Source organism: Paenibacillus sp. SEL1 (assembly GCF_054602535.1).
In genome coordinates this window covers 1,060,236-1,085,687 of sequence record NZ_CM137723.1, presented here as the reverse complement: position 1 = coordinate 1,085,687, position 25,452 = coordinate 1,060,236, and the positions used below count along the sequence as shown (strand labels likewise).

The window sequence follows — 25,452 nt, the reverse complement described above, 5'->3', positions numbered from 1 at the left end:
AAATTTTGATTAACTTTTATATACTGGTTAGAGTTGATGCGTCACATGTAGACACTCAACTGTAGACACTCAACTGGAGGGGCTGATATGAATGAAAGCACTTATCTCTAAGCATTGGCATTTGATGCTGATTGGTTTTGTAGCCCTGAGTATGGGCGGGTTTGTCTTGTTTTATTTTCAGGGGAGCGTGTCGTCGTTTCCGGCCAGTCAACCTAAACAAGCTCAGGAAGAGCCAGACAAGACCAAATATGAGATTGTTACAGTGGGTGTAAAAGGGGACGGTTTCTATCCTAAAAATATTGAAGTGAAAGCTGGCGTTCCAACCAAAATCAATTTCAAGAAAATGACATCCTTTACTTGCATTGATGAAGTGCAGTCGTTGAAGATCGGAATGGACGTTTACCTGGATCACGAAAATAATTATTTTACCGTCAAGGACTTGAAGCCGGGGGTATATGAGTATAATTGTGGCATGTACATGTACTTTGGGACGATCACAGTAAAATAAATCAAAATAGCTTTCTAGCACATTGATGCTAGAAAGCTATTTTTTTCCTTTAATCAATTAGGTTAATTGCGACAGTCTGTATATACCATCATCCACCTGTGGTGCAATATGCATTATCCTTTATCCTTTACCTCTGATCAGCTTACATTGCTGATCTTTTGTTTTTTACAAGACTTCTCTCAGAAAATTTACATGAGAACGGAGCAGGCGGAATGGTGCTGGACAAGCGAAGCGGTCGCCTTTGTCCCCGGATTTCTACCTTTGGTTGCTTATTCAAGAAATCCGGGGACAACAGCGAGGGAAGCACCATCCGCATGCGTAGTGGTACGAATGTAATTTTTTTCATCCCATATATCTAATTTTGAACTGATTTTTCTCCTAATTCGTCGGGTACCCGCTTTCAAGCCAGCAAAGTATGATAATAGTATCTAGAGATGAGGAGGAGCTTGTTATGGGATCTTCAACTGAAACCGCTTCCAACAATGGTGCTGTGATTCCTGAATCCAACCGGGGAAGACCGCTCAAGGCTCGCGGCCCGAAGCCTGAACGTGGTAGAAAAGGCTTGTGGGACAGTGTGAAGCAGCAAAAGTATCTTTATTTTATGTCTATTCCTTTCGTCATATGGGTGTTTGTTTTCAGCTATCTTCCACTCTGGGGCTGGACGATGGCGTTTCAAAATTATAAGCCAGCCAAATCTTTTTCGGACCAGAAATGGGTAGGGCTGAATAACTTTATTGAGCTATTTCAGGATGAACGATTTTATCTGGTATTACGCAATACGCTAGCGATGAGCCTGATGGGGATTATATTTGGTTTTGTCGTACCGATCTTCTTTGCAATTCTGTTAAATGAGCTGCGTGGTATGCTGTTCAAACGGTTTGTGCAGACAATATCCTACCTCCCGCATTTTGTATCCTGGGTAGTTGTAGCCGGTTTGGTCACCAAGATGCTGTCCATTGACGGAGGCATTGTCAACGATATATTGGTAGCGCTTCATATTGTGGATGAACCGATTCAGTTCATGGCAAAGGGGAGCTGGTTCTGGTACATTGTAACCGCTTCCGACATCTGGAAAGAGACGGGCTGGAATACGATTATTTATTTAGCTGCAATCACCGGAATTGATCAAGAACAGTATGAAGCATCACGCGTGGATGGAGCGGGCCGCTGGAGACAGATGTGGCATATTACACTGCCGGGTATCCGCTCGACGATTGCCGTTCTGTTCATTATGGCGATTGGACATCTGGTGAGCAACGGTTTTGAAAAGCAGTTCTTGCTTGGCAATAGTCTCGTGACGGATTATTCCGAGGTGCTGGATCTGTACGCGCTCAATTATGGGATTAATTTGGGTCGCTTCTCTTATGGGACAGCAATTGGTATTTTCAACTCGCTGGTTAGCATTCTGCTGTTGTTTACGGCGAACGGTATATTCAAAAAACTAACTAAAGAAAGCATTATGTAGGGAGGGAGAGGCGAAATGACGAATAAGGCATTTAATGCTACCCGATCTGAGAAGCTGTTTGATCTGTTCAACTATATCCTCATGGCTCTGATCGTGGTGTTGACGCTGTACCCGTTTCTGAACGTACTTGCGATTTCCCTGAACAATTCAACGGACACGGTTCGCGGCGGTATTTATATATGGCCCCGCCAATTTACGCTCGAAAATTACAAAACGATTTTCCAGTACGATGGCCTTCTTCAGGGACTGCAAATATCTATTCTTCGTACTTTGGTTGGGACGGTACTCGGATTGATCTGCGCGTCTATGCTTGCTTTTACATTGAGTCGGGTCGAGTTTCGCGCTCGTAAGTTTATTTCTACGTTTTTGGCGTTGACGATGTATTTTTCCGGCGGGATGGTGCCCGTGTTTATTTTGATGCGTGATCTGCATCTGCTGGGTTCGTTTTGGGTGTACATTTTTCCAGGCTTAATTAGCGCATTTAACGTGTTTGTTATTCGTTCCTTTATGGACGGTTTGCCGTATGCGCTGCAGGAGTCTGCCAAACTCGATGGGGCGAATGATTTTACGATTTACTGGAAGATTATTTTGCCGCTGTGCAAACCAGTATTGGCAACGATTGCTCTTTTTCTGGCAGTAGGTCAGTGGAATGCTTGGTTTGATACGTATTTGTATAATGGTGGGGCGCCGCAATGGACGACGCTACAGTATGAGCTGATGAAGATACTGCAAAGTACGCAGCAAGGCGGCTCCAGTATGACGAATAGTAACGATATGGCTAAGCAAATGGCTCAAATTTCACCAGAGTCGATTAAAATGGCAATCACGATTACGGTTACGCTCCCCATCCTGATGGTGTATCCGTTCTTGCAAAAATATTTTGTAGGCGGTATGACGCTGGGGGCAGTGAAATCATAAAAATCGGGATACCGGTAGTGAAATAGAAGTTATTTGCAGGAGAATTCATCATAGGAATATAGGAGGATTTATACATGAACAAACACTGGTCCAGATTTGCACTGATTCCCTTGCTCGCGGTGTCTCTTACCGCACTCGCAGGTTGTGGAGGAAGCGATAAAGCAGCGAAGGAAGGCACGTCCAGCGGCACAGACCCGATTACGTTTAGCTTCTTCGGAGCAGATACAAGCCCGCAATGGAATGGAATGAAGGATGAAATAGGCAAGGAAATCACCAAGAAAACAGGTGTAACCTTGAATGCGGAATTTGATGTCAGCGGTGGAGGTGGAGATGACCGAATTGCTTTGATGGCAGCAAGTGGAGAATACCCGGATTTGGTTTCTCCTAAAGCGAATATTAACAAGCTTGTGGATGCGGGGGCCATGATTGATCTGACAGATCTGATCAACGATCACGCACCCAATCTCAAAAAGCTATATGGACCCTATATGGATCGTTTGAAATACAGTAATAAAGATCAATCCATCTATGTCCTTCCTACGTATGCAGGTGTGGGACAGGAGAGCTTTGACGCGACGGGCGGATTTGAAATTCAGCATAAGGTGCTCAAGGAGTTGGGTTATCCAAAGGTAAGAACGCTACAGGATTATGAAAACGTACTCAAAACCTATACAGCCAAGCATCCAACGATCAATGGCAAAAAAACGATACCACTCACGCTGGATGCAGACGACTGGAGAATTATGATTACCGTAACGAATCCTGCCTTCCAGACGACTGGAGCGCCAGATGATGGTGAATATTTTATTGATCCCACAACATTTGAAGCGAAGCTTCATTACAAACGTCCTGAAGAAAAGGAATATTTCCGTTGGTTGAACCACATGTACAATGAAGGGCTGCTCGATAAAGATTCGTTTGTGCAAAAAAGTGATCAATACAAATCCAAAATTGCCAGCGGCCGTGTCCTCGGTCTGATTGATCAGGAGTGGGGGTATCAGGATGCCGAAAATGCGTTAAAAGCTTCAGGCAAGGCCGATTCCAGCTACGCGCATTTTCCAGTTACACTTTCGGAGAAATACAAGGATAGCTCCTTTCAGGATACGGGCTTCGCGTCCGGTTATGGTGTAGGGATTACGGAAAATTGCAAGGACCCGGTGCGGGCTATTAAATTCCTTGATTATTTAGCTTCTGATGAAGGACAGGTGCTAGTGAACTGGGGGATCGAGGGCAAGCATTATGAGATCAAAGACGGCAAACGCGTCATTCCGGCTGATGTACTGGAGCAAAAAACGAACAATACAACCAACTTCAACAAATCCACGGGTATAGATTTGTACACGCTCATCAGTGGACACTATGGTGACGGCGTGAAGGACCCTACAGGCAACTACTATACTGCCAAATTCCCGGAGCAAATTATCGCGGCTTATTCGAAGCCAGAGAAAGAATCGCTTAAAGCGTATGGCGTAAAAACGTGGAAAGATCTGTTCCCGGACAAGAAAGAATTTGATGTAAAGCCTTGGGGCGCAGCCTATAACCTGACAACAGACAATGAATCCAACTATAACGTTACATTCAAAAAAACGACAGACATTATCCGCAAACGTATACCCGAAGCGATTTTAGCACCAGCTTCCAATTTTGATACGGTATACGACAACATGATTAAAGAACTGGATGCCGCCGGAGCTGTCCAAATGGAACAGCAATACACGCAACTGGTAAAGGACAGAGTGGAGTTATGGAGCGGTAAGGCTTCTAAATAGCTGACTGCTTTTAACGAAATTTTGAATGCCGGAATGACAGAGCGCTTGTCCTTTATGGTCCATACGGGATTAGCGCTTTGTTTCATCTTGATGGGGGAGGGTTTGATGTGACGAAAGGCAAAAGACCACAGTCCCTGCGTTTATGGTATCGCCAGCCTGCTGAGGTATGGGAGGAAGCATTGCCAGTCGGCAATGGAAGACTGGGAGCTATGGTATTTGGCGGAATCAGAGAGGAGCATTTGCAATTAAACGAGGATACGCTCTGGTCCGGGTTTCCCAGAGACGGCGTTCAGTATGATGCTTTGCGATATTTGCAGCCTGTCAGAAAACTGATTGCAGATGGAAAATACAAGGAAGCGGAACAACTGATTAATGCGAATATGCTAGGTCGCGATACGGAAGCCTATCAGCCTTTGGGAGATTTGTGGATTACGCAGGAGGGCCTAGGGGAAATTGTGCATTATGAGCGAGAACTGGATTTGCTGACCGGAACGGCAGCGGTCACTTTTCAAAGTGATGGAGTCCGCTATACCCGTGAAGTTATCGCCAGTGCGCCAGATGGAATCATGATGGTGTCACTGACTGCGAATAAACTTGGGAAGATCCATGCATCTGTGCGCATCACTTCCCCCCATCCTTGTGAAGACGAGGTTGGAGAGGATGCACATTTTGGTGATTCATCCAAATGGGATAGCGATAATGGCGATCCATCCGATGAGCCGATCAGGGACTTTATTACGTTGACTGGGCGAGCGCCCAGTCATGTGGAATCTAATTATCACGGCGATCATCCACAGGCTGTCGTTTATGAAAATGATTTGGGGATGGCTTTTGCAGTTCAGGCGAGGATTATTCCTGAGGGAGGAACCTTGACGAAGGGTGCTGATGGAGCACTGATCATCTCGGGCGCGGATAAAATCACGGTGTATTTGGCAGCAGCTACCGGATTTCAGGGATTTCACGCTATGCCGAATAGTGATGCAACGGAATCAGTAGAAGCATGTCAAGTCATTTTAGACGGAGCAATTTCGCTGGGAAGTGAGCAGGTACGGCAACGCCATGAACAGGATCATCGAAAGTTGTTTGACCGCGTTGCATTAGAACTGGGAGGTGATACTCTAACCGACGACTCCGTTCTACCGACAGATCTGCGATTGGAACGTTATCAGAAAGGTCAGGCCGACCTGGGGCTGGAGGTGCTGTTATTTCAGTATGGCCGCTATTTGCTCATGGGCAGCTCGCGTCCGGGGAGTCAGCCTGCCAATCTTCAGGGCATCTGGAATGACCGGGTGCAGCCACCGTGGAACAGTAATTATACAACCAATATCAATACGCAGATGAACTATTGGCCCGCAGAGGTATGCAATCTTGCCGAGTGCCATGAACCATTGCTGCACATGATTGGAGAAGTGGCTCGTACGGGACGGAGGGTAGCCTCCATCCATTATGGTGCTCAAGGGTGGGCAGCTCATCACAATGTAGATGTGTGGAGATACGCCGGACCTTCAGGAGGCCATGCCAGTTGGGCGTTTTGGCCGCTTGGGGGTGTATGGCTCACTGCTCACCTATGGGAGCGCTATCTGTTTACCCTGGATACAGCCTATCTGGCAGAACAAGCTTATCCCCTCATGAAGGGGGCGGCAGCCTTTTGCATGGACTGGCTCGTGGAAGGCCCGGAGGGTCGGCTTGTGACATGTCCATCTACATCACCTGAAAATAAATTCAAAACGCCGGACGGCGAGGATTGCAGTATCTCTATGGGCTCCACCATGGATATGACGCTGATTCGGGAGCTGTTGGATAACTGCATTCAAGTTGCGGACCTGCTGGAATTAGACGATGAATTCCGGAACCGCTGCGAGGAGACACGGGCACGGTTAATGCTCTATCAAATTGGCCGTCACGGTCAGTTACAGGAATGGTTTGTCGATTTTGAGGAAGCGGAGCCTGGGCATCGACATGTTTCGCATCTATATGGGTTATATCCCGGTCGACAAATTCACATCCGTGATACCCCGGAGCTGGCTGAGGCAGCCCGCATATCGTTGCGTCGACGGCTTGATCACGGTGGTGGTCATACCGGATGGAGTTGTGCCTGGTTGATTAACCTGTACGCTCGGCTGGAAGATGGCGACGCCGCACATCGGTATGTTCGCACCTTGCTGTCGCGATCGACCTATCCTAATTTATTCGACGCTCACCCGCCTTTTCAGATCGACGGTAACTTTGGTGCGACGGCGGGGATTGCAGAAATGCTGCTACAAAGCCGTCCGGGAGAGCTGACGTTACTGCCTGCCTTGCCAACGGCATGGTCGGAGGGACGGGTCAGTGGATTGAAGGGGCATGGCGGGATGACGGTCGGCATGGAATGGTCTGGTTCCAGGCTCGTCCGTGCTGAATTGACCGCGTCTGTCCAGACGGGAAGCTGCACGATTCGCTATTCCCATCCGTTTAGCGCAGATGCTCGTCAGGCTCTGCCTGATCCTGAGCATGGAGGATTCATTTTGTCATGGATTTTTACCAAAGAGCAGGAAATAACGAACAGATATACGATTATAATTGAAGGAGAGGAAGAGACAATATGACCATTTTTCAATTTCCGCAGGACTTTATGTGGGGGACCGCGACGGCAGCCTATCAAATCGAGGGAGCTTATGAGGAGGATGGGAGAGGTTTGTCGATCTGGGATACCTTTGCCCATACGCCTGGCAAAGTATTCAACGGTGATAACGGCAATGTAGCTTGTGACAGCTATCATCGCTACGAGGAAGATATCCGCCTAATGAAGGAACTGGGCATTCGTACATACCGTTTTTCAGTGTCCTGGCCGCGTATATTTCCCAATGGTGACGGTGAAGTCAATCAAGAAGGATTGGACTATTATCATCGCGTAGTCGATTTGTTGAACGAAAATGGGATTGAACCGTTTTGTACACTGTACCATTGGGATCTGCCTCAAGCGCTTCAGGATGCTGGAGGATGGGAGAATCGTCGCACGATTCAAGCGTTTGTCCGGTTTGCAGAAACGATGTTCCGCGAGTTTCACGGTAAAATACACCATTGGCTAACATTCAATGAACCATGGTGCATCGCCTTTTTATCCAATATGCTGGGTGTTCATGCCCCGGGTCTGACAAATCTTCAGACAGCCATTGATGTAGGACATCATTTGCTAGTTGCGCATGGTCTTTCTGTGCGCCGTTTTCGCGAGCTGGGCACCAGTGGCCAGATCGGTATCGCTCCCAATGTCTCCTGGGCTGTTCCTTACAGCACATCTGAGGAAGATAAAGCCGCTTGTGCGCGCACCATTTCCCTGCACAGTGACTGGTTTCTTCAACCTATTTATCAAGGCTCGTATCCTCAGTTTTTGGTAGACTGGTTTGCGGAGCAGGGAGCCACCGTGCCTATTCAGGATGGGGATATGGATATTATCGGAGAGCCTATTGATATGATCGGTATCAATTACTATGCTATGTCAGTTAATCGTTTTAATCCTGAAGCCGGGTTTCTTCAATCTGAAGAAATCAATATGGGGCTACCTGTAACGGATATCGGTTGGCCAGTGGAGTCGCGTGGGCTGTACGAGGTACTGCATTATTTGCAAAAATACGGTAACCTCGATATTTATATCACAGAGAATGGGGCTTGCATCAACGATGATGTCGTGAATGGCAAGGTTCAGGATGACCGTCGTATTTCGTATATGCAGCAGCATTTGGTGCAGGTACACCGGGCTATTCATGACGGCCTTCATGTCAAAGGATATATGGCATGGTCACTTATGGACAATTTTGAGTGGGCAGAGGGATATAATATGAGATTTGGCATGATTCATGTTGATTTCCGCACACAGGTCCGCACCCCGAAGGAAAGTTACTATTGGTATCGAAATGTAATAAGTAATAACTGGTTGGAGACCAGACGTTAAACGATAAACGAAGAGATGTTTTGAAAATAAGGCAGATTTAGGCCTGTCTCTGCTCCCTTTTGTTTGAACACTGGGTCTTCCGGGGTAATAATAGTCAAGATATGCAGAGGGTTGTTTCAGGTATGTAGAGACCAAGGAATAAAGAAGCAAGATATGTGCATACTGACAAAAATACCGGACGAGGGCGCTGAAAATTATTTTAGACCGAAGGGAGTGGAGGGTATGGCTGCAAATTTTAGGAAATCAGGATCAACTGACGGGCAAATGAGCCGGACGGTATCTGTTATCGCTTGGATCGCCTGTATTGCAGGTATTATCCTTATTTTGCTTGATATAGGTAATTTAACTGATCGGAATATATATTTAATGACAGGCATTGGCTGCGTTGTTGCCGGGATTTTTATTTTTCTAGTTGGGAAATCATTTGTCATTGCACGCAAGAAGGAAGACCAGGAAAACGGCCGCAGTTAATACAATTTAAAAATGATTTAAAGCAAAGATATGCCGAAAACAACAATGTGGGGCTTCGAGCAGTGTAGGATGATAACTGTAAGGAGTCCCGCTTTTTTCTTTAATATAACTTCTTTAAGATACACAAATAACGTTTTTATTATGTCATCTTTGTATTAATAAGAAATTTTGAATTTGCAAGAGAAATTTTATTTTTAGAGATGTTTTTCACAAAAAACGGACAAATAATCGACAATTCTGTTAACAATAAAAAAAGTGGCCACTTTTCTGCTATCTTATATAGGGGCAACATTACAGGAGTTCGTAAAGTTTTGAGTAATTTATTATTTAAGGAGAGGGGAACAACATGAACAAAAAACCAAAAGCGATTATTGCGTTGGTTTTGACCGTGCTCACGGTAGCATTGCTCATTTGGACGTGTTTTTATGCTGGCGGAAAATACGTTGTTTTCGATCCGAAAGGACCCGTTGGGCAAGCACAAAAAGAGCTGATCATTCTTACAACGGCATTGTCTGCGCTAATAATTGTACCGGTCATGATTTTGACTTTCTTCATCATTTGGCGGTATCGTGATACACCGACAAACAAGGTGAAGTATCAACCCCACTGGGATGACAGCAAAAAGCTGGAGACCACATGGTGGGCTATTCCAATTATCGTTATCTGTATTATTGCGGTTATTACTGCAAGATATACCTACTTGCTGGAGCCTTCCAAGCCGTTGGCAAGTACGCAAAAGCCAGTAACCATTCAAGTGACTTCACTGGATTGGAAATGGCTCTTTATGTACCCAGAGGAAGGTATAGCTACAGTTAACCAAGTTCACATTCCTAAAGGTGTTCCAGTCCGTTTTGAACTGACTGCTGACGCCCCGATGAACTCGTTCTGGATTCCGCAATTGGGCGGACAAATCTACACCATGTCAGGCATGGCTATGAAACTGCATTTGCAGGCCGATCACGAAGGAACTTACTTTGGTTCGGGTGCAAACTTTAGCGGTGAGCATTTTGGACAAATGCGTTTTGATGTAGAAGTCCAGTCGGATGAAGAGTATAAAAACTGGGTCGCTGACATCAAAAAGCAGTCTAAGCCGCTGACGAAAGACGGCTATTTGGCGCTTGCAAAACCAGGTTTGTCCCAGCCTGATGAGTATTCTTCGATTCCAGATGGCTTGTTCAAAGACATTGTTAACAAGTATGTAGTGGAGGGTGCTTCTAACCCACATGCTGGACATGGTGAAGCTACATCCACAGAAGGTTCTTCTCAGTCCGGCACAGAAGATCATGCGGCAATGGACATGAGTCATATGAATATGAGCGGACACAATTAAATGATTATAGGGAAGGAGGCCCCCAATGCTTGACAAAATAAAAGAGTTTGCATCCACTTTCTTCGTTACTGGAGATCCGATGATCTATGGAGCCGACGTCTCCATCGCATTGGCAACAATCGGGATCGTGTTTGTGCTCACTTATTTCAAAAAATGGGGCTGGCTTTGGAAAAACTGGTTGACTACCGTTGACCATAAAAAAGTCGGTATTATGTATATTCTTGCGGCCATCTTGATGTTATTCCGCGGAGGCGTGGATGCATTATTGATGCGTGTTCAACTGGCTACACCGGATGTTACACTACTGCATCCTGAGCATTACAACCAGATTTTCACAACACATGGCACGATCATGATCCTGTTTATGGCGATGCCGTTGATGTTTGGTTTGTTTAACATTGCCGTACCACTTCAAATTGGTGCGCGCGACGTTGCGTTCCCTTTCCTGAACGCATTGAGCTTTTGGCTTTTCTTTATGGGCGCGATGTTGTTCAACCTGTCCTTCGTTATCGGTGGTTCGCCAGACGCAGGTTGGTTGAGTTATCCACCGCTTTCAGAACTGCAATTTAGTCCTGGCGTCGGTCAGAACTTCTATATCTGGGGTATTCAGATTTCGGGTATAGGTTCATTGGCTACGGGTATCAACTTTATTGTTACTATTATTAAAATGCGTGCACCTGGTATGACTTGGATGAAAATGCCTGTCTTTACGTGGTCCGTATTTTCTTCATGTGTTATTATCATTTTCGCATTCCCGATTCTGACGGTTACTTTGGCATTGCTGTTCCTTGACCGCTTCGGAGGAGGACACTTCTTTACGCTTGATTTCGGCGGTAACCCGATGATGTATATCAACTTGATCTGGATGTGGGGTCACCCTGAGGTATACATTGTAGTTTTGCCTGCCTTCGGTATTTATTCCGAGGTTATCAGCGTATTCTCCAAAAAGAAATTGTTTGGATACAAGTCCATGGTTTACGCCATGTTCATTATTGCGATCTTGTCCTTCTTCACCTGGGCGCATCACTTCTTCACGATGGGATCAGGCGCAGATGTTAATGCATTCTTTGCGATTTCGACGATGGTTATCGCAATACCGACAGGGGTTAAAGTATTTAACTGGCTGTTCACGATGTATCGGGGTAAGATTACATTCAAGACTCCTATGATGTGGTCAATTGCTTTTATTCCGAACTTCTTGATTGCTGGTTTGACGGGCGTCATGTTGTCTGTAGCGCCTGCTGACTTCCAGTTCCATAACAGTTACTTCCTGATCGCTCACTTTCACTCCGCTCTGATTGGTGGTGTAGTGTTCGGTTACTTGGCAGGTCTGTACTATTGGTGGCCTAAAATGTTCGGTTTCACATTGCCTGAAACGCCTGGTAAATGGGCTTTCTGGTTCTGGAACATCGGTTTCTATGTATGTTTTATTCCGCAATATTCTCTCGGTCTGATGGGTATGACGCGTCGTCTGAGCACTTACGGCTGGGATACCGGCTGGCAGCCGCTTAACCTCGTTTCGACCGTTGGGGCATTCTTGATGGGGATTGGTTTCTTGTTCCAGGTTCTTCAAATTCTTCTGGGCATCAAGAATTACCGTAAGCTGAAGGATACAACAGGCGATCCTTGGGGTGGCCATACGTTGGAATGGTCGATTCCTTCACCTGCACCGGAGTACAATTTTGCTACCATTCCACAAGTAGAAGCACGTGATGACTGGTGGGCAGAAAAAGATAAACGTGCAAAAGGTATTTTCAGAAAGCAACCGCCAATTGAAGCGATTCATATGCCGAAGAACTCGGCGATTCCATTCATTATGTCGGTATTCTTTTTCATTGCAGGTTTCGGGTTCGTATTCGGATGGTCGTTCTTCTATATTCCAGGACTGATCGGTGTGGCAATTTGTATGATTTGCCGTTCGTTCTTCTCCTATGATGGCGACTACTATATCCCTGCGGATGAAGTAAAACGCACGGAAGCGGCAATAAGGGGGTCAGTATAATGGCACAAGCAGCAGCACACCAAAGCCATGATCATGACCACGGGCATCACGATCCGCAAGAATTGAAGATGCTTGGTTTTTGGATCTTCCTCGTAACGGACGTAATCCTGTTCAGTACCTTGTTCGCAACCTTCGTCGTCCTTCGGAACAACACAGCCGGAGGACCGGGTGGCGCAGAGCTGTTTAACATGACGGGCGTTATTATTGAAACGTTCCTCTTGCTCACGAGCAGCTTCACAAGTGGTCTGGCTGTGTTGGCCATGAACAAAGGAAGCATGAAGGGATTAATTAACTGGTTAATCGTGACGGCGATCCTGGGTCTTGGCTTTATCGGTTTTGAGGTTTACGAGTTTGTTGAGTTGGTACACGAAGGAGCCAATTTTGGAACTAGTGCGTTCTTGTCGGCATTCTTCACTTTAGTCGGAACGCACGGACTTCACGTTTCGTTAGGTCTGGTTTGGATGATTGGACTCATGTTCCAGTTGAAAAAACGCGGGCTTACACCAGAGACGAAGGGGAAAGTTTCGGCATTGAGCTTGTACTGGCACTTTTTAGACGCTGTCTGGATCTTCTTGCTGACAGTCGTCTATTTGATGGGGGTGATGTAGATGGCACAGCATCAAACAGGAGCGGGTTCGCATGGTCATGATGATTCTCACGGTTCAGTGAAATCCTATGTTATCGGGTTTATTCTGTCCATCGTACTGACCATCATTCCTCTTGGTGTGGTTATGAATCATATGTTGAGCCGCACTTCGACCATGGTTGTTATTTTAGCCGCGGCAGTGCTGCAATTTCTGGTTCAGCTTTTCTTCTTCATGCACATTCGTGAAAGCAATGGACCACGCTGGAATGTCATGACTTTGATTTTCGGGGTAGTTATCCTGTTGACCGTTGTTGGTGGTTCTGTATGGATTATGGAATACAACATGGTAGCACACTAATAAGTCAGGATTTTTGCAAAATCACTCAAGTATAAGCGAATTAGGAAAGAAGAAGCGGACTTAGAGCCGCTTCTTCTTTTTTTGTGTAGCTTATTAAAATAAAAACTGTGGCTTCTTGAACTCAAGTTTACATATGTGTAAAATGGAATTGTATAACAGTAGAGTGAAAACGATAATACTAGTGGAGAGCGGAGGAAAAAGTAATGAACACAGAATTACTGTTTAAACCTTTTAAGTTAGGTAATTTATCTCTTCCCAATCGGATTGTTATGGCGCCAATGACACGGAATTTTTCTCCTCAAGGTATTCCAGGGCCTGACGTGGCCGCGTATTATCGTCGCCGTGCCGAAAATGCAGTTGGATTGATTATTACAGAGGGAACTGCTATTAATCATCCCGCAGCTGTGGAGCACACAAGCATTCCTAATTTTTATGGTGAGGGATTAAAGGGGTGGGCCAAGGTAGTTGAGGAGGTTCATGCGGTAGGTGGCAAGATTATACCGCAGCTCTGGCATGTGGGTACGGCCCGTAAAATAGGTGCAGATAATCAACCGAATCCCGAGGCATTGCCTGTCGGTCCATCCGGTATCTCTCCCGCCGGCGAAAAGGTGGTTGAGCCATTGACGGAGGCTGAGATTGCGGATATTATTTCAGCTTATGCACAGGCCGCTGCCGATGCCCAGCGAGTGGGTTTTGACGGTATTGAGCTTCATGGAGCACATGGCTATTTAATCGATCAATTTTTCTGGGACAAAACCAATAAGCGCACCGACCAATACGGAGGCAACTTGGTCCAGCGTACTCGGTTTGCGGTGGAGGTCATTGAGGCTTGTCGTCGTGCAGTAGGGCCGAATTTCCCAATTGTATTGCGATTCTCCCAGTGGAAGATGTACCATTATGAAGAAAAGCTGGCCGAAACACCACAGGAACTTGAACAGTTTCTCACTCCATTAGTGAAGGCCGGGGTGGATGTATTCCATTGCTCAAGCCGCCGTTTTTGGGAACCGGAATTTGAAGGGTCTGATCTAAATTTGGCAGCTTGGACCAAAAAGATAACAGGCAAGCCAGTGATTACTGTGGGCTCGATTGGTTTGGAGAAGGCCTTTTTGAGTGATTTGGAAAATAATAATCGTCAAACCGATCAATCCAGTAATGTAGAGGCAAGATTAGAACAACTCGTGGGGCAAGTAGAACGAGAGGAAGCTGATCTGGTTGCGGTTGGGCGTGCTTTGCTGGTTGATCCAGCGTTTGCGGTGAAGTTACGTGATCAACAAATAAATGAAATTATTCCTTACAGTGATGAAGTGTTAAAAACGTTGAATTAAGCTTTAATTAAGCTCTAAGTAGTGTAAAGCTATAGTGTTAGGCAAGCATTGAGACTTGGAAGTTTTCTGTTACAGGGCAAGCTGTAATATAAGCTATTCGTAAACTCTACGAATTTGCTATAATAGGAGCATCAAGTCGAAATACACGGGGTGAAAAGGATGAATTCTGAAACGGAAGCTTTGGATTGCGAGCCGGCTTGTCACGGTTCAGATCAGGAAATTGAGCGCATAAAATCTTCCCTTGTTGAGGATTCCATCGCATACAAAATGTCGGAGCTGTTCAAAGCACTGGGTGACCCGACACGAATCAAGCTGATTTATGCCCTGGCACAAAAAGAACTGTGTGTTCATGATCTGACCCAGGTGTTGAACATGGGACAATCTGCGGTATCCCACCAGCTTCGTTATTTGCGCAACCTGCGTATTGTCAAACGACGCAAAGAAGGCAAGACGGTGTTTTATTCACTGGATGATAATCATGTGGAGCAGATCTTTTTGCAAACCCATCAGCACATATCACATCAATAATTTTTGGGATAAAACAACAGAGGGCGCCAAGCGATTGGCGCTCTTTTGGCGTTCGTCTGTTGAAGTCGATTTTTTTGTTAAAAAGGGCTAGAGTCATTGACTTTTGACCCTGATCCTGAATATAATGGCCTTAACAAATAATATATGAACAGTTGCTCATATATAGTTAATTGGAGGCCAATGACTATGGATGCTCTAAAAAGAACGGAACGGCATGAATGGATTTTGGAAGGTTTGGATTGCGCCAACTGTGCTCTCAAGATTGAAAATGGTGTCAGTAAAATAGAAGGGGTCATGGATTGCTCGGTCAATTTTGTTACGAAAACGTTGACGATGACCACAAGTTCGGATCAAAAGGAAGAGGTTTTTCGCCAGACTGAACGGAAGGTTCACAGACTTGAGCCACATGTTCGGATGGTGGTAAAAAGTGCTCGTGGACGCCTGCGTGAAGACAGTCGAAGCAATGCTGGTGCAGTACAGTCGGATTGCACAGAGGACTGTGCATGCGGTCATGAGCATCATAGTGAAGGTGAAGGGCATACACACGAGGTCGGGCAACATGCTTCTCACAGCCACGCTGGTCATCATCATGGAGCACATGATAAGCAAGCCCGCACGCACGATGGACACGACCACGGCGATCATGCACACGAGCATCACAACCACCATGCAGAGCACGAACATGGTGAAGCTACCCACACTCATTCACATTCGCATGGAGATGATAGCCACGCTGGGCATACGCATGATCACGGTACGGACGGTATGCGCCGCATGATTGCGCGTTTGGCTATTGGTGCGGTCGTTGCGGCTATTGCCTGGTGGTTACCTGTCGAAGGTGTAGGCAAGCTGGCCCTATTTTTACTGGCATATATCATCGTTGGCGGTGATGTTGTCTTGCAGGCTGCACGCAGTTTGGTACGTGGAATGGCCTTTGACGAATACTTCCTGATGACGCTGGCTACAGTTGGTGCATTTGCAATTGGGGAATACCCGGAAGGCGTAGCTGTCATGTTCTTTTATCAAATCGGAGAACTGTTTCAAGGCATTGCAGTTAATCGTTCACGTAAATCCATCAGTGATCTGATGGATATTAGACCGGACTATGCCAACCTGAAGACGGCTGAGTCCGTACGGAGAGTGTCCCCAGAAGACGTTCGCATTGGGGATTTGATTGTAATTAAGCCGGGCGAGAAGATCCCGCTGGATGGTAAAGTTATAGATGGTAAATCGCATGTGGATACCTCTGCGTTGACTGGTGAATCCGTGCCTCGTACCGTAGAGCCGGGAAGCAACGTGTTGAGTGGGTTTATCAATACGAACGGACTTCTAACGGTAGAGGTTAGCAAGGAATTTAGTGAATCGGCGGTCACGAAAATTTTGGAATTAGTGCAAAATGCGAGTGCCAAAAAAGCGCCGACTGAAAAGTTTATCACGAAATTTTCCAGATACTATACTCCAGTAGTGGTTATTGTAGCGCTGTTGTTGGCGGTTGTTCCACCGCTTGTTGTGCCAGATGCACAATTTGCAGATTGGGTATACCGTGCGCTTGTTTTCCTCGTTATTTCTTGTCCTTGTGCGCTGGTAGTATCCATTCCACTGGGCTTCTTTGGGGGAATTGGGGCAGCCTCCCGTTCAGGAGTTCTGATCAAGGGCGGGAACTATCTTGAAGCTCTGAATCATGTGAAATACGCTGTCTTTGATAAAACAGGTACACTCACCAAAGGTGTTTTCCGTGTAACAGGGATTTATCCTGCCGGAGATTTTACAAACGAAACCCTGCTCGAAACCGCCGCTTTGGCCGAGCTGCATTCCACACATCCTATTGCTGCGTCTCTGCGTGAATCCTACGGTAAAGAACTCAGAGCAGAACGGGTTCAGCAATATAGTGAAATATCCGGTCACGGGATTCAGGCACACATTGATGGTCGTCTGGTATCAGCCGGAAACGCCAAGCTGATGGAACGGGAGCATGTGGCTTTTAACGTGGCGCAGCAAGCAGGGACGCTGGATGAAGGAACGGTCGTACATGTGGCTGTAGACGGAACGTATGCCGGGTGCATTCTGATTTCAGATGAGGTTAAGGAAGACGCAGCCCAAACGGTTGCTTCACTGAAAAAGTTGGGTGTGGTGAAAACCATCATGCTGACGGGTGACAATCGGACTGTTGCCGAGGCCGTAGGACGACAGTTGGGTTTGGATGAAGTACGGGCAGAACTGTTACCTCAGCACAAAGCCGAAGCCATCGAGCAGTTGTCTGCAAGTAAAAAAACGAGCGACAAAATTTTGTTCGTAGGCGATGGGATTAATGATACACCCGTACTGGCGCTGGCAGATGTCGGTGTAGCGATGGGCGGTTTGGGATCGGATGCTGCGATTGAGGCGGCAGATATCGTAATTATGAACGACGAGCCTTCAAGGCTGGTTACGGCGATCCATATCGCCAAGCGCACACGTCGTATCGTATGGCAAAACATTATATTTGCGCTAGTTGTCAAAGCGGTTTTTCTTACGCTGGGAGCATTCGGTATTGCTACGATGTGGGAGGCTGTATTTTCCGATGTAGGTGTAACATTGCTAGCTGTATTGAATGTGATGCGTGTATTGAAGGTTCGTTCTTACGAGTAAAAATAAACACCTCTGGGTTAGCATCGGATGTATAGGCATCCTGTGAAAACCGGGGGTGTTTATTTTATAGGTTCCTTTTTCGAGTGATCTTGTACCAGCAGGGATAGAGATTTATTTTGGGATGTAGTGTAGTTGTGCCGAAATGTATAAATGTGTGGCGTGCCTAATACGTTAAGGTAGGGGCTTTACAAGTAAGGCCCATGTAAGATTCGGTTGCTCCATTATGGGTAAGCGTTTTCTTTGTTTGGAGGGGTACTCGAATTCGTGTGTGCCAACTTGCTGACGGAAGAAAGGATGGATTAATAGCATGGAGGCTAAACTGATGCATGTATTCTCAGAGCTATTGGGTGGCAAAAATAGCCGGGATCTCAAAGTTCCAGAGCCGGGTATGGAGGCTGCTACACAGAGGTTGGCTATGGAGACGCTAAAGGCAGGCAGCCATGAAGTATCTGCTACGCAGGAGGAAGATCCGTTGGGCTGGCTGGTTGGTTTAGCTGAGCAGGGCGTAATCAGTCGAGCAGAGGCTTTGATGGCTGCGAATCCGGAATTACTTGGGGAAACGATGCTGAATAACGGCAACGATATTGGGCAAGCAATGGGCACACTCCTAAAATGGAGCGATGAATACAGGCGCACCTCCATACGGATTTATGCCGATGCTCCTGCAAGTTTGAGTCGTATAAGCACAGAGACAGCATCAGAAATAGGCAGTTATGACGGTTATAGTCTTCTGCATGGTCCCTTGTCACAGGCATCTGGCCGTGTAGGGAAACTATGCTATGCGTATCTGGACGTAGCAGAGTCTGGACAGACGATTCATGCCCCTGACGGGGAGCCTGATCCCATCCTTATTCCCGGTTCACGTGCATCTGACACGTACAAAACCTTTAACCAGGCATCTGGCCTGCCTGGATTGTGTGAGCATTTGTCCCGCCGAATTATCAGTTTGCTGGAAACACAATATGAAAGCTTATTCGAGTCTTTGAACGGATCACCACTCACTATAGCCCTAATTGAGCAGAACAATGCAGTGGGTATTGGAAGCTTGCAAGATATGCAGCTGGAGGCATTACTGCGTGCGGCGTTGCGGAGCGTGCGGCAGGGGGGAGAACCCAAGCTGGAGATTATAGTGCGCAATCCGGCTGACGTGGACGAATTCCGGGCAGCGCGAGACTGGATTGACGGCGTTGCAGAGCAGACTTTATGCGGGCGTCTTCGGTGCATTCCATATCGGGTAGGCGTGCTTTTGACAGTTGACCCGTCTTTGGTGCCTAACGTAAGCCAAACAGGGAACAGGCAAGCCGCACGGTCGGGGGAGTCAGCCAATTCCAATAACATGTCCGAAGTGAGCGCACGGCAGATCAAGCAGGTGGCTCAAGCTGCAGATCTGGCACGTTTTGCCGATACGGTCATTTTAGAAGTCATACCAACTCCATCCGATGACATTAGGGCTGAGGAGCAGTTGATTCCATCCGGTGTCGATGGTCATGAGAATAATAGTGATACGATAAAATGCATAATGGAAGCTGTTCGACGTGTAAAGCCTGAGCTTCCTTTATGGGTAGCAATAGATGAAATTAACCATTCTCTGGATAGGATTTCGATCTGGGAGAATGAGCTGACGGGGGTCATTTGCCCGGACACAGCGGTTCCCACTGCACGCCTTGCGGCTGCGCGTTTGGGACTGCAACAGCCCGCAGATCGTCAGCACACTTCAGGAACTGCACACAATCATGCGTGGAAGTTTCCTTTAGCCTGAAGATAACCGGAATTCTTGGAATAGAGGATTTTGCAAAAATCCAATAAGCGACTTTCAATGAACAATATATAGATCGAAATGGTCTAGTTCGTCTATATATTGCACTTTGGAGCGACTGGAATCGAATTTTGCAAATCCTGAATAGGATGCTTTAAATATGGAGGATACCTGCGGTGGCGCGGGTATCTTTTTTTATTTAGGCCATTGCTGGTTTACAAGTGGAAAAGAAAAGGTATATAATAAAACAAAAGTTTCGCTAATCCAAAATAATTGTATAGATGCAAAAATGATTATCATTCTCATTGTCAAACATGCTGCTTCGGACTTCCCGAAGCAGCATGTGCTATTTTAGGGCACTTAACAATGGATATCATTCTCAATGAAATGCTAGTACAAGGAACAAAATATGGAAAGGAACGTGACATGATGCAAGCTACTCAACGATTACAAGATACATTGTCTCCCTCTAACCGAACCCTTTCAAAAAACAGTGGTAGCGGACGACCCGGTCCGAATCGCAAGCCGCAATTTCAGCTCAAAAGCATGCTGAAAAATAAGGAGATGCAAGCTGCTCTAGGTAGTGGATTGCTGATGCTGATGGCATGGGGAGTCTCACATTGGTGGCAATGGCTATCGGTCATTCTGTATGTGGTGTCCTATGCTCTTGGAGGCTGGTCCAAAGCCAGAGAAGGGGTCGAAACACTGATCCGAGAACATGATCTGGATGTTAATCTACTCATGATCGCTGCCTCCCTAGGAGCTGCAACCATTGGCTATTGGAATGAAGGAGCCATGCTGATCTTTATTTTTGCACTCAGCGGTGCGCTGGAGAGCTATACCACCGAGCGTAGTAGTAAGGATATTTCTGAGCTTATGGCGTTGAAGCCGGAAACGGCTTTGCGCTTATCTCGTGAGGGGATGGAAACAGTCGGCATTGAACAGCTGTTGCCAGGCGACCTGCTGCTGGTGAAGCCGGGCGAACTGATTCCGGCGGACGGCCGAATCTCTAAGGGCGTTTCGGCAGTGAATCAGGCATCGATTACCGGGGAGTCTGTTCCGGTAAATAAGGTGGAAGGTGACGAAGTATATGCGGGCACCATTAATGGAGAAGGCGTGCTATATGTAGAGGTGAGTCAGTCCTCGGAGGACACTTTATTTTCAAAAATCATTCGTATGGTGGAAGAGGCTCAGACCGAAGTTCCTGATTCCCAGCGGTTTATTAAAACGTTCGAATCGGTGTACGCCCGAATTGTTGTTGCTGTTACGCTGATGGTCATTGTCGGTGCACCCATCGCATTAGGCTGGACGTGGGCAGCAGCGTTCTACAAGGCTATGGTGTTCCTCGTCGTGGCCTCACCCTGTGCGCTCGTGTCATCCATTATGCCAGTGATGCTATCGGCCATTTCCAACCGTGCTCGACGGGGCATCCTGTTCAAAGGTGGAGCACATGTGGAGAATATGGCATTGACTTCTGTTGTTGCTTTTGACAAAACAGGCACGTTAACGATGGGGTCACCTGTCGTCACGGATTGGATTACCGCCGCAGAATACGATGCCGATGAGCTATTGCAGATTGTTGCCACAATTGAAAGTTATTCTTTGCATCCGCTGGCGCGAGCGATTGTAGCCAAAGCTCAAGCTGAATGGGGACAGAGAGATCCTCTCCCAACCGAGCAAGTACAGGCACTCACTGGATGGGGGATGGAAGGCATCATAGGCGGGGTGAAATGGAAAATCGGTCGCACAGATGTGCTGGATGGACCTAGTCCCCTGGCAGAGCCAGAGTGGATGGAGAGTCGAGCCCGTCTGGAAGCTGAGGGCAAAACCGTATCCATCATCCTCGCGGATGATCGGATTGCTGGAATGCTGGCACTACGCGATGAGCTGCGTCCGCAGGCTCAAGAGTCCGTGAAACGCCTGCAAGCGCAGGGTATCCGGGTTGTCATGCTAACCGGAGACCGTCCAGAAACGGCCACTGTGATCGCGGAGCAGGCCGGAGTCGACGCTGTATATGCTGGCTTAATGCCGGAGGACAAAGTCAGCCATATTCGCATGCTGCGGGAGCAGTACGGGCATGTCGTCATGGTCGGCGACGGTGTGAACGACGCTCCTGCGTTGACAGCAGCAACCGTAGGACTAGGCATGGGGATGCATGGCAGCGGAGCAGCGCTAGAGGTCGCAGACGTGGTACTGATGAACGATGGAATCGAGGAGATCGCTCCGACGATAGCACTGGCGCGCAAGGCGCAGCGGGTGGTCAAACAAAATATGATCTTCGCGGTAAGTGTTATTTTGCTGCTTGTGATCAGCAACTTTGTGCAGGATATAGCCTTGCCATTTGGGGTTATTGGGCATGAAGGCAGCACAATACTGGTCATTTTGAATGGCCTGCGCTTATTGCGGTCATAGGACTAATAATTACAAGATGACAAACAGGAAGGAGCATTCATACCTCTTAAAATCCAAGGGGGTGAATGCTCCTTCTTTTGCAGCCTCGCAACGCTGTACGTCTATCTTCGGCGCGGCGTAGATCGTCGTAAGAACAAGGAAAACAATAGCCCCGCTAGTGCAATCCCTGTAGCAATGATGAAGGCATCATTAATGCCATGGATCGTTGATTCTGTAACGGCATTTCGGTACACCTGTTGTAGCGCCAACGATGAACCACTTTCTGTTGAAATGCCCGCCGTTTGCGCGAGGGTTTGTCCCAACTGTGCTACCCCTTCGGTTAAAGGAACATTGGCGGTGGTAGCGACATTCGCATAATCCGCTACATGAATTGTCGTTCGGCTGCTCATTACAGTAATGAGCCAAGCGGTACCGATAGACCCGGCAATTTGCCGTACTGTATTGGACATGGCTGTACCGTGGCTACCGAGATGGGCAGGTAGCTGGTTTAGCCCTTCCGTCTGGACGGACATCATCAGCAATGACATTCCGAAGCTGCGAATCGTATAGATGATCATAATATGTCCGTAGGTGGTGGCATCGGTCAGCAGACTGAATTCCCAGGTTGTGACTGCTGTAATAATCAGTCCAATGATCGCCAACGGCCTTGCGCCTATACGGTCAAATACTGCCCCTGATATCGGTGACATCACACCCATCAGCAGTGCACCCGGCAACAGCAGCAGACCGGATTGCAGCGGTGTAAAGCCGCGTATATTTTGCAAATAGATCGGTAGCAGCAGCATCCCGCCAAACATCGTCATGTTGACGGTAGCCCCAACTAAGGTCGATACGGTAAAAATATCATATTTAAACACACGGAACTCCAGCATCGGCTGTACCATATTCAGCTCGCGTACGATAAACAATACAATAAACACAACCCCGGCAGCGAGTGTAAGTATTACCGTATTGCTGTCCCAGCCCTTGTCTCCAGCTGAACTAAAGCCATACAGCAGGAAGCCAAAGCCCAGTGTGGAAAAGATGGTTCCCAACAGATCAAAGTTCGGTTTCGTTAGCTTGGATACATTTTTGAGCCAGCGTATGGCAAACAGAATATCAATGATTGCCAACGGAATCACCAGCAAAAATAGCAGTCTCCAACTATAGTGCTCCACAATCCAACCGGATAAAGTTGGTCCAACCGCCGGGGCAAACATCATGGCAATCCCCATGGTCCCCATAGCAGCGCCTCGTTTTTCGGGGGGAAACACAGTCAGGAACACGTTCATGACCACAGGCATGATAATGCCCGCTCCGCTGGCCTGAATAACGCGTCCAACCAGCATAGGCGCAAAGCCGGTACTGGTAGCACAGACGACAGACCCGGCCGTAAATAACCCCATCGCGGAGATGAACAGCGCACGTGTTCCGAATGACTCAATCAGAAAAGCAGTGATAGGAATCAAAATCCCGTTGGTTAGCATATATCCGGTGGATAGCCATTGAACGGTTGTTGCAGATACATTAAAATCATTCATCAAATGTGGAATGGCCACGTTGAGCAGCGTTTGATTCAAAATCGAAATGAAGGCGCCTAGCAGCAGCACGGACAGAATACGTCCGACGGACATTTTTTGATCCATGACAGCCTCCTACTTGTGAACTCTGATGGTCGCACTCATTCCCGGGATAATACCCAGCCCCTTGTAACCTTGAATGGAAATATTGACAGGCACGACCTGTGTCACCTTGGTATAGTTGGCAGTGGTGTTAGAAGTGGGCAGTAGTGAAAAAGTTGATGCGGTCGCCAGGCCGATCTTTTCGAGTTTACCGCTCAGGGACGTATCCGGGTAAGCATCAATATATACATCTACCGTCTGTCCTACTTGAAGATCTTGTACAGCCGTTTCGTCAATATTGGCGGTAATCCATAAATTGTTTAGATCAAAAGCCTTCGCTAAGGGTGTGCCTGCCCCAACAATCGAGTTGTTGACTGCAGATTGCTGTACGATGGTACCATCGGTTGGAATCGTAACGCTAATTCGGCTTCCTCCCCCTTCTACATTACCAAGCGTGCTTCCAGCGGTGTAGGTCTTACCAACTTCAGCATTCCAGCCTGTGAGTTTGCCAGCGCCTGGAGAGGCAACGGTAACTGCTTGTCCGCTCACTTGGGCATTATCGGTTTTTATGTAGTTGGCGGATTGATTGTAGTAATAGGCGGCGGCTCCACCACCTGCCAGAATAATGATAATAACTAGCAGGTTGACTAATATGGCGCGTGAATTCATGTTTACATGCCTCCCTAGTTCTTTGGATTTTCAAAGTATGCGTCAAATGATTCATAATATTCAGATGGGTTTTGGGCAAGGTTAAGAGCGCATGCGAAAAAGATGATTTTGCTGACAAAGGATGATGCGCATAATGACGACCAGAATCATGATTGTATATGACAGTGAAAATGGGCATACCGAACGTCTCGCTCGCTCGATCGCAGAAGGAGCACACCTTGAGCATACGGAAGTGTTGTTAAAGCATGTAAATGAGGCCGATGTGAATGAACTAGTGAGTGTGGATGCCATTATATGGGGTTGCCCGGGCCATTTTGGTACCATCAGCAGTGGTCTGAAAAGCTGGATCGATAAGCTGGGGTATCTGTGGGCGCAGGGCAAGCTGGTGGATAAAATCGGCGCTGTGTTTTGCACAACCGCTACCGTTCATGGTGGATTGGAATCTACGCTTCTGAATTTGATTACTCCGATGCTTCATCAAGGTATGATTATTGTAGGACTGCCCGCTAATATTACGGAAAATGCATTATACGGCTCCTATTACGGCGTAGGGGTAACATGTCCAGTGGAGACAGACCCCAATGGTCCGCCTAATCTTCCAACGGGTGATGATCTTGCACTAGGTCGTTCTTTGGGTAAACGGGTCGCTGAGATAGCGGGACGGTACCGTAGCGCTGAAAGAGAATAGGAGGCTACCGATGACCATTGCTTTTATCGTAGTAGCTGCGGTTGCCTTTATTTTTTTGCTGGTATTTAATACAAAGATGACGCGCAAATCCTCTCCCAAAACTCGCCCCACGGAAGAGGAGTCACGGCAAAGAAGCAAACGTCCTTATCCTGTACAGGTGGAACCCGAGGCACGTGAAAGGATAGATTCTACGCGAGAGATGCCGCATAAGGATATCGACGTCGAAGAACATCACGCGGAGGAACAACACAAGGTGCCTGATATCCAGACGGATAAGAAGGTAGAAAAGGATCGCGAGAATATCAAAGATGCTTACGGAGATCAGGATTATCGTGCGGCTTTACGTGGTTTTGCCAAAAAGGACGAAGAAAAGGATGGACGTTCCCAAATATCCAATGGAGAGAAGGAGACTCACAAAAGTGAGGACGAGCAGTATCGTGAAGCACTGCGCTCCATGAACCAAAAAAAATGAGGTATCCCCATGTGAACATGCCAAAAAAGGCTGCTTAT

The 25,452-nt window shown here is 47.1% G+C and carries 20 protein-coding genes; 18 read left to right on the top strand and 2 right to left on the bottom strand.

Annotated elements, in window-relative coordinates; genetic code table 11:
- Window positions 1-91 precede the first annotated feature (91 nt).
- From ACYCSE_RS05150 to ACYCSE_RS05075, 16 genes are all read left to right on the top strand, one after another.
- Window positions 92-508: a cupredoxin domain-containing protein gene (locus ACYCSE_RS05150; protein WP_254329516.1), complete on the top strand. Its 417-nt coding sequence runs from the start codon at window positions 92-94 to the stop codon at window positions 506-508.
- Window positions 509-959: 451 nt separating this feature from the next.
- Window positions 960-1,973 (top strand): ABC transporter permease, encoded by a 1,014-nt coding sequence (locus ACYCSE_RS05145; protein ID WP_459701736.1) that lies wholly within the window; start codon window positions 960-962, stop codon window positions 1,971-1,973.
- A gap of 15 nt (window positions 1,974-1,988) precedes the next feature.
- Window positions 1,989-2,891: a carbohydrate ABC transporter permease gene (locus ACYCSE_RS05140; protein ID WP_025721946.1), complete on the top strand. Its 903-nt coding sequence runs from the start codon at window positions 1,989-1,991 to the stop codon at window positions 2,889-2,891.
- Between the two features lie 74 nt (window positions 2,892-2,965).
- Complete coding sequence (locus ACYCSE_RS05135) at window positions 2,966-4,660, top strand: ABC transporter substrate-binding protein (protein WP_459701734.1); 1,695 nt, start codon at window positions 2,966-2,968, stop codon at window positions 4,658-4,660.
- Between the two features lie 107 nt (window positions 4,661-4,767).
- Window positions 4,768-7,245, top strand: a complete 2,478-nt coding sequence (locus ACYCSE_RS05130) for a glycoside hydrolase family 95 protein (RefSeq protein ID WP_459701732.1) — start codon at window positions 4,768-4,770, stop codon at window positions 7,243-7,245.
- Window positions 7,242-8,588 carry a GH1 family beta-glucosidase gene (locus tag ACYCSE_RS05125; protein ID WP_459701730.1) on the top strand — a complete coding sequence of 449 codons (1,347 nt, stop codon included), beginning with the start codon at window positions 7,242-7,244 and terminating at the stop codon, window positions 8,586-8,588. Before ACYCSE_RS05130 ends, ACYCSE_RS05125 begins: the two co-directional genes overlap by 4 nt.
- 222 nt (window positions 8,589-8,810) lie before the next feature.
- On the top strand, window positions 8,811-9,059 hold the full coding sequence (locus tag ACYCSE_RS05120; RefSeq protein ID WP_061828909.1) for a hypothetical protein: 249 nt from the start codon (window positions 8,811-8,813) through the stop codon (window positions 9,057-9,059).
- A gap of 346 nt (window positions 9,060-9,405) precedes the next feature.
- Window positions 9,406-10,389 carry a ubiquinol oxidase subunit II gene (cyoA, locus tag ACYCSE_RS05115; RefSeq protein ID WP_061828908.1) on the top strand — a complete coding sequence of 328 codons (984 nt, stop codon included), beginning with the start codon at window positions 9,406-9,408 and terminating at the stop codon, window positions 10,387-10,389.
- A gap of 25 nt (window positions 10,390-10,414) precedes the next feature.
- Window positions 10,415-12,391 (top strand): cbb3-type cytochrome c oxidase subunit I, encoded by a 1,977-nt coding sequence (locus tag ACYCSE_RS05110; RefSeq protein WP_459701727.1) that lies wholly within the window; start codon window positions 10,415-10,417, stop codon window positions 12,389-12,391.
- Entirely contained in the window at window positions 12,391-12,999 is a 609-nt protein-coding gene (gene cyoC / locus ACYCSE_RS05105) for a cytochrome o ubiquinol oxidase subunit III (protein WP_023990327.1), read from the top strand. Before ACYCSE_RS05110 ends, cyoC begins: the two co-directional genes overlap by 1 nt.
- Entirely contained in the window at window positions 13,000-13,335 is a 336-nt protein-coding gene (gene cyoD, locus ACYCSE_RS05100; protein ID WP_013311980.1) for a cytochrome o ubiquinol oxidase subunit IV, read from the top strand. It begins immediately after the preceding gene.
- Between the two features lie 203 nt (window positions 13,336-13,538).
- On the top strand, window positions 13,539-14,660 hold the full coding sequence (locus ACYCSE_RS05095; RefSeq protein WP_459701724.1) for an NADH:flavin oxidoreductase: 1,122 nt from the start codon (window positions 13,539-13,541) through the stop codon (window positions 14,658-14,660).
- Window positions 14,661-14,819: 159 nt separating this feature from the next.
- Window positions 14,820-15,188, top strand: a complete 369-nt coding sequence (locus ACYCSE_RS05090) for an ArsR/SmtB family transcription factor (RefSeq protein WP_007432172.1) — start codon at window positions 14,820-14,822, stop codon at window positions 15,186-15,188.
- 186 nt (window positions 15,189-15,374) lie between these two features.
- Complete coding sequence (locus tag ACYCSE_RS05085) at window positions 15,375-17,816, top strand: heavy metal translocating P-type ATPase (protein WP_459701722.1); 2,442 nt, start codon at window positions 15,375-15,377, stop codon at window positions 17,814-17,816.
- Window positions 17,817-18,123: 307 nt separating this feature from the next.
- Window positions 18,124-19,575 carry a PEP-utilizing protein gene (locus tag ACYCSE_RS05080; protein ID WP_459701720.1) on the top strand — a complete coding sequence of 484 codons (1,452 nt, stop codon included), beginning with the start codon at window positions 18,124-18,126 and terminating at the stop codon, window positions 19,573-19,575.
- 426 nt (window positions 19,576-20,001) lie between these two features.
- Entirely contained in the window at window positions 20,002-21,984 is a 1,983-nt protein-coding gene (locus ACYCSE_RS05075) for a heavy metal translocating P-type ATPase (protein WP_459702480.1), read from the top strand.
- A gap of 101 nt (window positions 21,985-22,085) precedes the next feature.
- Here ACYCSE_RS05075 and ACYCSE_RS05070 read toward each other — a convergent pair whose 3' ends face one another.
- Complete coding sequence (locus tag ACYCSE_RS05070) at window positions 22,086-23,609, bottom strand: DHA2 family efflux MFS transporter permease subunit (protein WP_452567542.1); 1,524 nt, start codon at window positions 23,607-23,609, stop codon at window positions 22,086-22,088.
- A 9-nt stretch (window positions 23,610-23,618) separates the two neighbouring features.
- Complete coding sequence (locus ACYCSE_RS05065; protein ID WP_025724158.1) at window positions 23,619-24,254, bottom strand: HlyD family secretion protein; 636 nt, start codon at window positions 24,252-24,254, stop codon at window positions 23,619-23,621.
- Between the two features lie 133 nt (window positions 24,255-24,387).
- On the opposite strand from ACYCSE_RS05065, the gene ACYCSE_RS05060 reads away from it, so the two are divergent.
- Together ACYCSE_RS05060 and ACYCSE_RS05055 are read left to right on the top strand one after the other, a co-directional pair.
- The gene (locus tag ACYCSE_RS05060; RefSeq protein ID WP_061828901.1) at window positions 24,388-24,942 is read left to right on the top strand and encodes an NAD(P)H-dependent oxidoreductase; all 555 of its coding nucleotides are present in this window, start codon (window positions 24,388-24,390) and stop codon (window positions 24,940-24,942) included.
- 10 nt (window positions 24,943-24,952) lie between these two features.
- Window positions 24,953-25,414, top strand: a complete 462-nt coding sequence (locus tag ACYCSE_RS05055; RefSeq protein WP_322174763.1) for an integrase — start codon at window positions 24,953-24,955, stop codon at window positions 25,412-25,414.
- The last annotated feature ends 38 nt before the right edge of the window (window positions 25,415-25,452 follow it).